Consider the following 13207-nt stretch of genomic DNA (forward strand, 5'->3'; position numbering starts at 1 on the left):
GGCGCGCGCCCAGCGCACCGACTGGCGTCCAGCAACTCCGAATGTGTACCCTCACCGGTGAACTACCGCTCGTCGGCACATTCACAGCGTGGTGATCCGCGGCCGAGTCGAGCGGGTCCGGCCACAGCGCGAGGCCCCTTTTCGGGCCAACGCCGATGACAGTCCGCCGCACGAGATGTGGTTGACTACGGAAGCACAGCTGCGCCGTCCGGCATCGATGCGGGTCCGAATGACTTGCTGAGAGCCGGACACTCAGGCCGGCGAGCTCAGCAACGACGCGGGCCAAGAAGCGGCTCCCTGAGAAGCTGAGCAATAGGGCATGCAGTCCGACCCACAATGTTGGGCCCGACAATGAATGAGGAAGCAAGAATGAGGCTTGTTGACAGGTTTCGCGGTGTGGCAAGCAAGCTGCCACGCCGGCTCGCGATCGGAGCCGCCGCTGCGGCTCTGCTGCCGGGCCTGATCGGTGCGGTGGGCCAGACCGCCGACGCCGGTGCATTCTCCCGGCCGGGTCTGCCCGTCGAGTACCTGCAGGTGCCGTCGGCAGCGATGGGTCGCGACATCAAGGTCCAGTTCCAGAGCGGTGGCGCCAACTCGCCCGCCGTCTACCTGCTCGACGGTCTTCGTGCGCAGGACGACTTCAACGGCTGGGACATCAACACCCCCGCCTTCGAGTGGTACCTGCAGTCCGGGCTGTCGCTCGTGATGCCGGTCGGCGGACAGTCCAGCTGGTACACCGACTGGTACAAGCCGGCATGCGGCAAGGCAGGCTGCCAGACCTACAAGTGGGAGACCTTCCTCACCAGTGAGCTCCCCGCATTCCTGGCCTCCAAGGGCGTCAAGCAGACCGGCGGCGCGGCCGTGGGTCTGTCGATGGCCGGCGCCTCGGCGCTGAACCTGGCCAACTACCACCCGGCGCAGTTCACCGAGGTCGGCGCGTTCTCCGGTCTGCTCGATCCGTCGCAGGGCATGGGCCCGTCGCTGATCGGTCTGGCCATGGGTGACGCCGGTGGCTACAAGCCCGCCGACATGTGGGGCCCGAAGGAAGACCCGGCGTGGGCCCGCAACGACCCGCTGCTGAACGTCGGCAAGACCGTCGCCAACAACACCCGCCTGTGGCTGTACTGCGGTAACGGCAAGCCGTCCGACCTGGGTGGCGACAACCTGCCGGCCAAGTTCCTCGAGGGCTTCGTGCGGACCAGCAACATCAAGTACCAGGACGCGTACAACGCGGCCGGCGGTCACAACGCGCAGTTCCACTTCGACGCCAACGGCACGCACGACTGGCCGTACTGGGGAGCGCAGCTGCACGCCATGCTGCCCGACCTGCAGGCGACTCTCGGCGCGACTCCGGGCGCAGGCCCGGCCGCTGGTGGTGCACCGGCCGCATCGGCGACCGGCCAGCACACCTAAGCTGACAACAGCACGGCAGACGGCGACGACCTTGCGAGGTCGTCGCCGTTCGCCGTTTCTGGCGTCGGCGTCCAACCGGGTGTGATTAGCTACCTTGCGGAACCGGGGGCGATCTGAAGCCCTCCCATCGTCGGTTGAGCGACAAGCGAGGTCTGGGATGAGAAGTCTGTCGATGCTGCTACGGCTCCTGTGCGCGGCCGTGTTGACGGTCGGAGGCCTCATCGGGACGCACCTGAGCGCGGCGCGCGCCGCCGGCTACGAGACGTTGATGGTGCCGTCCGCGGCGATGGGCCGCGACATCCCCGTGCAGTTCCTCGCCGGTGGGCCGCACGCGGTCTACCTGTTGGACGCCTTCAACGCCGCCCCCGACGTCAGTAACTGGGCCACCGCGGGTAATGCCTTCAACACCCTCGCCGGCAAGGGCGTCTCGGTGGCCGCGCCGGCCGGTGGCGCCTTCAGCATGTACACCAACTGGGAGCGCGACGGCAGCAAGCAGTGGGACACCTTCCTGTCGCAGGAGCTGCCGGACTGGCTGGCCGCCAACAAGGGGCTGGCCCCCGGCGGCCACGGCGTCGTCGGCGCCTCGCAGGGCGGGTACGCCGCGATGGCGCTGGCCTGCTTCCACCCGGACCGCTTCGGCTTCGCCGGATCGCTGTCGGGCTTCCTCTACCCGTCCAACACGACCACCAACGGCGCCATCCTGGCCGGCCTACAGCAGTTCGGCGGGGTCGACGGCAACGGCATGTGGGGTGCGCCGCAGCTGGGCCGGTGGAAGTGGCACGACCCCGACGTGCACGCGATGCTGCTGGCGCAGAACAACTCCCGCATCTGGGTCTGGAGCCCGACGACCATGGGCGGCGACGCCGCCGCGATGATCGGTCAGGCCGGCGAGGCGATGGGTAACGCCCGGTTCTTCTACCAGGAATACCGCAACGTCGGCGGCCACAACGGCCACTTCGACTTCCCGGGCAGCGGCAGCAACGACTGGGGCTCGTGGAGCGGGCAGCTGGGCGCCATGTCCGGTGACATCGTCGGGGCCATCCGCTAGCTGGTCAGCCGATCACGGGTCCGCGACCCGGTACCGTGAACGAAAGCTCGACGGCCCCGGGTCTGTCGGCTGTGCCACCGACCGACTCTGCTAGCAGGAGACCATGGCTGTGAACTCACGGCGGAAACGCCGTCGTCGAATCCTGGCGTTGACCGCCGCCGCCGCGGTGGCACTGGTGGTCGGGCTGGTCATCCTGGTCGTGGTCGGGATGCTGCGCCAGCGGCAGGCCGTGCCCACTGCGGTGCCCCCCAGCATCGTGCCCCCGACCAGCAGCGGCTCGGCCCTTCCGCACAAGCCGCGGCCGGCCTCGCAGGATTCCAGCTGCCCTGACGTACAGCTCATCTCGATTCCCGGCACCTGGGAGTCGTCGCTGCAGGACGACCCGCTCAACCCGGTCCAGTTCCCGAAGGCGTTGTTGCTCAACGTCACCCGCCCGATCCGCGAGCAGTTCAACTCCAGCCGCGTCGAGACCTACACCGTGCCCTACACCGCCCAGTTCCATAACCCGCTCAGCGGAGACCCGCAGATCTCGTACAACGACAGCCGGGCCGAGGGCACCCGCGCGGCGGTCAAGGCGATGACGGATATGAACGCCAAATGCCCGCTGACCGGCTACGTCCTGGTGGGGTTCTCGCAGGGCGCGGTGATCGCCGGCGACATCGCCAGCGACGTCGGCAACGGCCGCGGACCGGTGGACGACGACCTGGTGCTCGGCGTGACGCTGATCGCCGACGGCCGGCGCCAACAAGGGGTGGGGCAGGAGATCGGGCCTAATCCGCCGGGCGAGGGCGCCGAGATCATCCTGCACGAGGTGCCGGTGCTGTCCAGCCTCGGTTTGACGATGACGGGCCCGCGGCCCGGTGGCTTCGGCGCACTCAACGGCAAGACCAACGAGATCTGCGGGGCCGGAGACCTGATCTGCGCCGCCCCGCCGGAGGCGTTCAGCCTGGCGAACCTGCCCAGGACGCTGGACATCCTGGCCGGTGGCGCCGGCGCCCCAGTGCACGCGCTCTACGGAACCACCCAGTTCTGGAGTCTGGACGGTCAGCCGTCGACCGAGTGGACGCTGAATTGGGCGCACGGCGCGATCGAGAACGCGCCGCACCCCAAACACGGGTGAATCGGGGCGTCTGAAATTCTTCGGCACGGCGTCACAGGTCACAGTTGTGACAAGGCGTACCTTCAGATTTGGTTGGCGGCGCGCCGCCCTCTAACATTAAGAGGAATTTAAGAGCAACTGTGGTCGTCCTGTCGTGTCCATGCTGTTCGAGACGCTCAGCATGCTTCGGTAGCCTCTGGGAGGTTTGCCGTCCGCGACCGCCCCACGAGGGTGAGGGCGCGGTGTTCCCGCAGGTCGACCCGGGCCTTTCGACATTGTCGACGGGGCTCACACGCACTTAACCCGAGCAGACGTGGTGAAAGAGAGAGCGGCATGGCTTACCACAACCCGTTCGTCGTGAACGGCAGGATCACGTTCCCCGACAACGCCAACCTGGTCCGCCACGTCGAGAAGTGGGCGAAAGTACGCGGCGAAAAGCTCGCCTACCGGTTCCTGGACTACTCGGTCGAGCGTGACGGTGTCACCCGCGACATCGCATGGTCGGAGTTCGCCGCGCGCAACCGGGCCGTCGGCGCCCGCCTGCAGCAGGTCACCAAGCCGGGTGACCGGGTCGCCATCCTCTGCCCGCAGAACCTCGACTACGTCGTCGGCTTCTTCGGCATCCTCTACGCCGGCCGGATCGGTGTGCCGCTGTTCGACCCGTCGGAGCCCGGCCACGTCGGCCGGCTGCACTCCGTGCTCGACGACTGTGAGCCGACCGCGATCCTGACCACCAGCGACTCCGCCGAAGGCGTCCGCAAGTTCTTCCGCAGCCGCCCGGCCAAGGAACGTCCACGGGTGATCGCCGTCGACGCGGTGCCCAAGGAGGTCGAGTCCACCTGGGACCCGAGTCAGGTCGACGCCAACGCGATCGCCTACCTGCAGTACACCTCCGGTTCGACCCGCACCCCGACCGGGGTCGAGGTCACCCAGGCGAACCTGGCCACCAACTGCGTCCAGGTGCTGCAGGCGTTGGAGGGCAACGAAGGCGACCGCGGCGTCACCTGGTTGCCGTTCTTCCACGACATGGGCCTGATCACGATCATGCTCGGCCCGATGCTCGGCCAGCACAACACCTTCATGACGCCCGCGGCGTTCGTGCGCCGGCCCAGCCGCTGGCTGCGCGCGCTGGCCGGTGTCGCCGGTGACGACGGCCCCACCTACTCGCTGGCCCCGAACTTCGCGTTCGAGCACGCCGCGCTGCGCGGTCTGCCCCGCGACGACGAGCCGCCGCTGGACCTGTCCAACGTCAAGGCCCTGCTGAACGGCAGCGAGCCGATCTCGGTGGCGTCGATGCGCAAATTCACCGACGCGTTCGCGCCGTACGGCATGGACACCAACGTGATCAAGCCCTGCTACGGCTTGGCCGAGGCGACGCTGTTCGTCTCGATCACGCCGATGGACGAGGGCCCGACCGTCGTCTACGTCGACCGGGACAAGCTGAACAGCCACACCTTCGTCGAGGTGGACGAGGACTCGCCGACCGCGGTCACCCAGGTCTCCGCCGGCCAGGTCGGGGTCGACGAGTGGGCCGTCATCGTGGACGCCGAGACGGCCACCGAGTTGCCCGACGGTCAGATCGGTGAGATCTGGCTGCACGGCCCCAACATGGGTCAGGGTTACTGGCGCCGCGAGGCCGAGTCGACCGAGGTTTTCCGCAACATCCTGAAATCCCGCATCGCCGAGTCGCACGCCGAGGGCGCCGCCGACGACGGCACCTGGGTCCAGACCGGTGACTACGGCACCTATTACAAGGGCAACCTCTACATCACCGGCCGCGTCAAAGACCTGGTGATCATCGACGGACGTAACCACTATCCGCAGGACCTGGAGTACTCCGCGCAGGAGGCCAGCCGGGCCCTGCGCACCGGCTACGTCGCCGCGTTCTCGGTGCCGACCAACCAGTTGCCGGCCTCGGTCTTCGAAAACCCGCACGCCGGACTGAAATTCGACAAGGACGACACCTCCGAGCAGTTGGTGATCGTCGCCGAGCGGGCACCGGGCGCGCACAAGCTGGACTACCAGCCGATCGCCGACGACATCCGGGCGGCCATCGCCGTGCGGCACGGCGTGACGGTACGCGACGTGCTGCTGGTGCAGTCCGGATCGGTTCCACGGACATCCAGCGGAAAGATCGGCCGCCGCGCCTGCCGCGCCGCCTACATCGACGGCAGCCTGCGCAGTGGTACCACCGGCCCGAACGCCTACCCCGACCAAACTGACTGAGCGACAACATGACTGAGCTCGAGATCGAAACCCCGACCGAGGCCGCCCCGGCCCGCACCGAGATGTCCATCACCGAGGTGCGGCAGTGGCTACGCAACTGGGTGGCGGCTGCCACCGGGCAGTCACCCGACGCGGTCCACGAGGCGACGCCGATGGTCGAACTCGGCCTGTCGTCGCGCGACGCCGTCGCCATGGCCGCCGACATCGAGGACGCCACCGGTGTCACGGTGTCGATCGCGGCGGCGTTCGAGCACCCCACCATCGAGTCGCTGGCCACCTGGATCGTCGAGGGCGACCCCGAACTCGACCAGGGCGGCACCGCCGACGAAGACTGGACGCGTACCGGCCCGGTCGAGCGTGTCGACATCGCGGTCGTCGGACTGGCCACCCGGTTGCCCGGCGACATGAACACCCCCGACGAGACCTGGGCCGCGCTGCTCGAGGGCCGCGACGCGATCACCGACCTGCCCGAGGGCCGCTGGTCGGAGTTCATGGACGAACCACGGCTGGCCGAGGCGATCAAGAAGGCCCGCACCCGCGGCGGTTACGTCAGCGACATCAAGGGCTTCGACTCCGAGTTCTTCGCGCTGTCCAAGACCGAAGCCGACAACATCGACCCGCAGCAGCGGATGACACTGGAGCTCACCTGGGAGGCGCTCGAGCACGCCCGCATCCCGGCGTCCAGCCTGCGCGGCGAGTCGGTCGGCGTCTACGTCGGCACCTCGGTGATGGACTACAGCTACCTGGCGATGTCCGACCCGACCGTCGCCCACCCCTACGCCATCACCGGTACTGCGAGTTCCATTGTTGCCAACCGGGTTTCGTACTTCTTCGACTTCCACGGCCCGTCGGTCGCGGTGGACACCGCGTGCTCGAGTTCGCTGGTCGCCACCCACCAGGCGGTGCAGGCGCTGCGTAACGGCGAATGCGACGTGGCGATGGCCGGCGGGGTCAACGCGCTGATCACCCCCGCCGTGACGCTCGGTTTCGACGAGATCGGTCAGGTGCTCTCACCGGACGGCCGGATCAAGTCGTTTTCCTCGGACGCCGACGGCTACACCCGCTCCGAGGGCGGGGCGATGCTGGTGCTCAAGCGGGTCGACGACGCGCGACGCGACGGCGACCAGATCCTCGCGGTGATCGCCGGAAGCGCCATCAACCACGACGGCCGCTCCAACGGGCTGATCGCACCCAACCCGGACGCGCAGGCGGACGTGCTGCGCCGGGCCTACAAGGACGCCGGCATCAACCCCCGCACCATCGACTACGTCGAAGCCCACGGCACTGGCACCGTGCTGGGCGATCCGATCGAGGCGCAGGCCCTGGGCCGGGTGATCGGTCGCGGCCGTGCCGCCGACAAGCCGGCACTGCTCGGTGCGGTGAAAACCAATGTCGGACACATGGAGTCGGCTGCCGGCGCGGCCAGCCTGGCCAAGATGGTGCTGGCGCTCCATCACGACAAGCTGCCGCCGTCGATCAACTACGCCGGCCCCAACCCCTTCATCGACTTCGATGCCGCGCACCTGAAAGTCCTTGACACGGTGGCTGACTGGCCTCGCTACAGCGGGTACGCCAGCGCCGGTGTCTCCGGCTTCGGCTTCGGTGGCGCCAACGCGCACCTGGTGCTGCGCGAGGTGCTGCCCCGCGACGTCGTCGAGCGCGAACCCGACGCGGACGTCGAGCAGACACCCGAGGCACCGGCCGCCGAGGAGCACGGCGAACTGATCGGCGGAATCCGCTTCGACGAGTACGGCGAGTTCGTGGATGCTGCCGAGAACGGCGCAACGCCCGCCGAGGACTCCTACGAGCTGCCCGGTATCACCGACGAGGCCCTGCGTCTCAAAGAGATAGCGCTGGAAGAGCTTGCCGCCGAAGAGGTCCCGACCCCGGTCGTGGCGCTCGCGGTGTCGGCGTTCCTCACGTCGCGCAAGCGGGCCGCCGCGGCCGAACTCGCCGACTGGATTGAATCGCCGGAGGGTCAGGCGTCGTCGCTGGAGTCGATCGGGCGGGCGCTGTCGCGCCGCAACCACGGCCGTTCCCGCGCGGTGGTGCTGGCCCACGACCACGAAGAGGCCGTCAAGGGCCTGCGCGCGATCGCCGAAGGCAAGCAGAAGCCGTATGTGTTCAGCACCGACGGTCCGGCCACCAATGGGCCGGTCTGGGCGATGGCCGGTTTCGGTGCCCAGCACCGCAAGATGGGCAAGAACCTTTACCTGCGCAACGAGATCTTCGCCCAGTGGATCGAGAAGGTCGACGCGCTGATCCAGGACGAGCGGGGCTACTCGATCCTCGAGTTGATCCTCGATGATTCGGTCGATTACGGCATCGAGACCAGCAACGTCGTGATCTTCGCGATTCAGATCGCGCTGGGTGAGGTGCTCAAACACCACGGCGCCAAACCCGCTGCCGTGGTTGGCCAGTCGCTGGGTGAGCCCGCGTCGGCCTACTTCTCCGGCGGCCTTTCGCTGGCCGACGCCACGCGGGTGATCTGTTCCCGCTCGCACCTGATGGGTGAGGGCGAGGCGATGCTGTTCGGCGAGTACATCCGGTTCATGGCGCTCGTCGAGTACTCCGCGGACGAACTCAAGACCGTCTTCGCCGACTTCCCCGCCCTCGAGGTGTGCGTCTACGCCGCACCCAGCCAGACGGTGATCGGTGGGCCGCCGGACCAGATCGACGCGATCGTCGCCCGGGCCGAGGCCGAAGGCCGCTTCGCGCGCAAACTGCAGACCAAGGGCGCCGGCCACACCTCGCAGATGGACCCGCTGCTCGGCGAGTTCTCCGCTGAGCTGCAAGGCATCTCGCCCGGCAGTCCGAACGTCGGGATCTTCTCGACCGTGCACGAGGGCAGCTACGTCCGGCCGAACGGCGAGCCGATCCACGATGTCGCCTACTGGATCAAGGGCATGCGGCATTCGGTGTACTTCACCCACGGCGTCCGCAACGCCGTCGACAACGGTTACACCACGTTCCTGGAACTCGCGCCCAACCCGGTCGCGCTGATGCAGATCGGCCTGACCACTGCTGCCGCGGGATTGCCCGATGCGCAACTGATTCCGACGCTGGCCCGCAAGCAGGACGACGTCGAGTCGATGATCTCGGCCATGGCGCAGCTGTTCGTCTACGGCCACGACCTCGACATCCGCACGCTGTTCACCCGGGCCGCGGGCCCGGAGGATTACGCGGACGTTCCGCCGACCCGGTTCAAGCGCAAGGAGCACTGGCTCGACGCGCACTTCTCCGGTGACGGCTCGGTGCTGATGCCCGGCACGCACGTGGCGCTGCCCGACGGCCGCCACGTCTGGGAGTACGCGCCGCGTGGCGAGACCGATCTCGCTGCGCTGGTGAAAGCCGCTGCGACACACGTTCTTCCGGATGCGGTGTTGACGGCATCGGAGCAGCGCGCGGTCGCCGCCGACGGTGCTCGCCTGGTCACCACGCTGACCCGCCATCCCGGTGGTGCCGCGGTGCAGATCCACGCGCGCATCGACGAGTCCTTCACGCTGGTCTACGACGCGCTGGTGTCGCGGGCCGGCCAGGCATCGGTGCTGCCGACGGCCGTCGGAGCCGGTGCGGCGATCGCGCCGACGGTCACCGCCGGGCAGGCCCCCGCGCCCGCCCCGGTCGCCGAGCCGGTGGCTGACCACCCCGCAGCCAGTGCGGTGACCGACAGCCTGACCGCGCGCCAGCTCGGCTCGATTCAGCGCTGGTCGCCGGATTCCGGTGAGACGATTCGCGATCGGCTGGCGTCCATCGTGTCGATGGCGATGGGTTACGAGCCGGAGGACCTGCCCTGGGAGGTCCCGCTGGTCGAGCTCGGACTGGACTCGATGATGGCCGTCCGGATCAAGAACCGGGTCGAATACGACTTCGACATGCCGCCGATCCAATTGCAGGCGGTGCGCGACGCGAACCTCTACAACGTCGAGAAGCTCATTGAGTACGCGGTCGAGAACCGCGACGAGGTGCAGAGTCTGTTCGAGCGCCAAAAGACGCAGACACCAGAGGAAATCGCCGCCGAGCAGGCCGCCATACTGTCCGGCGCGACCCCGGCATCGCTGACCGCTCCGGCGCCCGACACCCAGGCCGAACCCCAGACGCAAGCGGCGCCTGAGCGCCAGCCCGAGCCCAGCCCGGAGCCCGCGTCGTCCATTCCGCCGCCGCCGACCGATCCGTCGGGGCCTAAAGCGGCGGCGCAGCCCAACCTGGCGGGTGCCGCGCAGGCGCTCAACTCCGAAGCCGTTGCTGCGGCCCTCAATTCGGACATCCCGCCGCGGGACGCCGCTGAGCGGGTCACCTTCGCGACGTGGGCGATCGTCACCGGCAAGTCGCCGGGCGGCATCTTCAACGCGTTGCCGAAGCTCGACGACGCCGCCACTGCCAAGCTGGCGGAGCGGCTCTCGGAGCGCGCGGAAGGCAGCATCACCGTCGACGACGTCAGGGCTGCCGGAACCATCGAAGAACTCGCGAGCACCGTGCGTGAATTCCTGGAGGCCGGCCAGATCGACGGCTTCGTCCGCACCATCCGGGCCAGGCCCGAAGGTTCCACCAAGCCGGCGGTGTTCGTGTTCCACGCCGCGGGCGGGTCGACGGTGGTCTACGAGCCGCTGCTCAGCCGCCTGCCGACCGACATCCCGATGTACGGCTTCGAACGTGTCGAAGGCACCATCGAAGAGCGTGCGGCCCAATACATTCCGAAGCTCCGTGAGCTCGGCGGCAACGGGCCGTTCATCCTGGCCGGGTGGTCGCTGGGCGGCGCGCTGGCCTACGCCTGCGCGATCGGCCTCAAGCAGCAGGGCTGCGACGTGCCATTCGTCGGTTTGATCGACGCGGTGATGCCGGGCGAGCCGATCCTGCAGACCAAGGAAGAGACCCGCAAGCGCTGGGACCGCTACGCCAAGTTCGCCGAGCGGACCTTCAACGTCGAGGTGCCGCCGATCCCGTACGAGACGCTGGAAGCGCTCGACGACGAGGGACAGGTCAGGTTCGTACTGGAAGCCGTCCAGCAGGCCGGCGTGCAGATCCCCGGCGGGATCATCGAGCACCAGCGCACGTCGTATCTGGACCAGCGGGCGATCGACACCGCCGAGTACCAGCCCTACGACGGGCACGTGACGCTGTACATGGCCGACCGCTACCACGACGACGCGATCACGTTCGAACCCGCGTACGCCATCCGCAAGCCGGACGGCGGCTGGGGCGACTACGTGGCCGACCTCGAGGTCGTGCCGATCGGCGGCGAGCACATCCAAGCCATCGACGAGCCGATTATCGCCAAGGTCGGCGCCCATATGACCCAGGCGCTCAACAAGATTCACGCCGAGCAGAAAGAGGCCTAAGTGACCACCAAGACCACCGCCGAGCAGCTGACCGAACTGCGCGAGAAGCTGGAGCTGGCGAAGGAACCTGGTGATCCGAAGGCGATCGCGCGGCGCGACAAGAAGGGCATCCCGAGCGCCCGGGCCCGGATCACCGCCCTGGTCGACCCGGGCAGCTTTCTGGAGATCGGCGCCCTGGCTCGCACCCCCGGCGACCCGAACGCGCTGTACGGCGACGGTGTGGTCACCGGCCACGCCCGGATCAACGGCCGCCCGGTCGCGGTGTTCAGCCACGACCAGACGGTGTTCCAGGGTTCGGTCGGTGAGATGTTCGGCCGCAAGGTGGCCAAGCTGATGGATTGGGTGGCGATGGTCGGATGCCCGATCATCGGGATCAACGACTCCGCCGGCGCCCGGATCCAGGACGCCGTCACCTCGCTGGCCTGGTACGCCGAATTGGGCCGCCGGCACGAGAGCCTGCGTGGCATGGTGCCCGAGGTCTCCATCATCCTGGGCAAATGCGCTGGGGGAGCGGTCTATTCGCCGATCCAGACCGACCTGCTGGTCGCGGTGCGCGACCAGGGCTACATGTTCATCACCGGGCCCGACGTGATCAAGGACGTCACCGGTGAGGACGTGACGTTCGACGAGCTGGGTGGCGCCGATGTGCAGGCGCAACGCGGTAACATCCACAAGGTCGTCGAAGACGAGGCCGCGGCGTTCCAATACGTGCGCGACTACCTCTCGTTCTTGCCGGACAACACTTTTGGTGACGGCCCGATCGTCAACCCGGGTCTGGAGCCGGAGATCACCCCGACCGACCTCGAGCTGGACACCATCGTCCCGGATGCGGACAACACCGCCTACGACATGCACGAGATCCTGCTGCGCATCTTCGACGACGGCGACGTCTTCGAGATCGCCGACCAGCGCGGGCCGGCGATCATCACCGCCTTCGCCCGGGTCGACGGGCGATCGGTCGGCGTGATCGCCAACCAGCCCATGTTCATGTCCGGCGCGGTCGACAGCGAGGCATCCGACAAGGCATCGAGCTTCATCCGGTTCTGCGACTCCTACAATCTGCCACTGGTTTTCGTGGTCGACACCCCCGGTGCCATGCCGGGTGTCACGGAGGAGAAGAACGGCATCATCAAGCGTGGTGGCCGCTTCTTCAACGCGATCGTGGAAGCCGAGGTGCCGAAGGTGACCATCATCGTCCGCAAGGCCTATGGCGGTGGTTACGCGGTGATGGGTTCCAAGCAGTTGTCGGCCGACCTGAACTTCGCCTGGCCCACCGCGCGTATCGCGGTGATCGGAGCCGACGGTGCGGCGCAACTGCTGGTGAAGCGCTTTCCCGACCCGACGGCGCCCGAGGTGCAGCAGATCAAGAAGGACTTCATCGAGGGGTACAACCTCAACATGGCGATCCCGTGGATCGCCGCCGAGCGCGGCTACATCGACGGCGTGATCGAGCCGCACGAGACCAGGCTGCTGCTGCGCAAATCGCTACACCTGTTGCGGGAGAAGCAAATTCACTGGCGCACGCAGCGCAAGCACGGCCTGACGCCGATCTAGACCTTGACGACGAAGTCCGAGGTGTAGAACTCGGCCGGACTCTGCGACCGCGGGCTCGGACGCCGGATGAACACCCAGGCGCCGGTGGTCCCGGGGGCCAGCCCGCCGCTGACGGTGGCGTTGCCGACACCGCCACCGTCGGTGTCCAGCGAGCCCACGGCCACGCCGGGTCCGGATCCGTCGCAGGGCGCGTTCGCGGGGCGGGGCAGTTGAATGAGTTGGACGTCGAAATGCGCGCCGGGCTCGGCCGCCTCGGCGAAGTGGACGTCCGCTGTGACCTTGCCGCCACCGGCATGGATCAGGGCCGATGCCGTGCCGCTGTTGGTCGACGCGAAGTCGGGGATGGGGCTGAAGTCGCAGGCGCGCAGAATGCCGCGCAGTGGGACGAGTGTTCCGGCCTCGGCGTTGGCGAGACCTGCCGAAGCAGTCAGCGCAAGGATGGCGGGCAGCGCGCAGCATGCCAGGGTGGAAATCCTTAGTGACATTTTGTCAATTATCCGTTCGACGAGGTGAACACACCACGTCGGA

At 67.9% G+C, this 13207-nt stretch carries 7 protein-coding genes; 6 read left to right on the top strand and 1 reads right to left on the bottom strand.

What is annotated here, in order from left to right; translation table 11 throughout:
* The first annotated feature begins 369 nt into the window (after positions 1-369).
* The 6 genes from ACZYW1_RS12575 (at position 370) to ACZYW1_RS12600 (ending at position 12679) form a co-directional block, all read left to right on the top strand.
* A complete protein-coding gene (locus tag ACZYW1_RS12575; protein ID WP_463786189.1) occupies positions 370-1413 on the top strand; it encodes an esterase family protein in 1044 nt (347 codons plus the stop codon).
* Positions 1414-1570: 157 nt separating this feature from the next.
* Positions 1571-2461 (top strand): esterase family protein, encoded by an 891-nt coding sequence (locus ACZYW1_RS12580; protein ID WP_463786191.1) that lies wholly within the window; start codon positions 1571-1573, stop codon positions 2459-2461.
* Positions 2462-2564: 103 nt separating this feature from the next.
* Positions 2565-3581 (top strand): carboxylesterase Culp6, encoded by a 1017-nt coding sequence (gene culp6, locus ACZYW1_RS12585; protein WP_463786193.1) that lies wholly within the window; start codon positions 2565-2567, stop codon positions 3579-3581.
* A gap of 312 nt (positions 3582-3893) precedes the next feature.
* Complete coding sequence (fadD32, locus tag ACZYW1_RS12590; RefSeq protein WP_463786196.1) at positions 3894-5786, top strand: long-chain-fatty-acid--AMP ligase FadD32; 1893 nt, start codon at positions 3894-3896, stop codon at positions 5784-5786.
* 8 nt (positions 5787-5794) lie between these two features.
* Positions 5795-11125: a polyketide synthase Pks13 gene (pks13, locus tag ACZYW1_RS12595; RefSeq protein ID WP_463786198.1), complete on the top strand. Its 5331-nt coding sequence runs from the start codon at positions 5795-5797 to the stop codon at positions 11123-11125.
* Complete coding sequence (locus tag ACZYW1_RS12600; protein WP_463786199.1) at positions 11126-12679, top strand: acyl-CoA carboxylase subunit beta; 1554 nt, start codon at positions 11126-11128, stop codon at positions 12677-12679.
* Here ACZYW1_RS12600 and ACZYW1_RS12605 read toward each other — a convergent pair.
* The gene (locus tag ACZYW1_RS12605) at positions 12676-13164 is read right to left on the bottom strand and encodes a hypothetical protein (protein ID WP_463786200.1); all 489 of its coding nucleotides are present in this window, start codon (positions 13162-13164) and stop codon (positions 12676-12678) included. The two genes, ACZYW1_RS12600 and ACZYW1_RS12605, sit on opposite strands and share 4 nt — an antisense overlap.
* Positions 13165-13207: the final 43 nt, after the last annotated feature.

The organism is Mycobacterium sp. IDUB_36 (assembly GCF_055419225.1).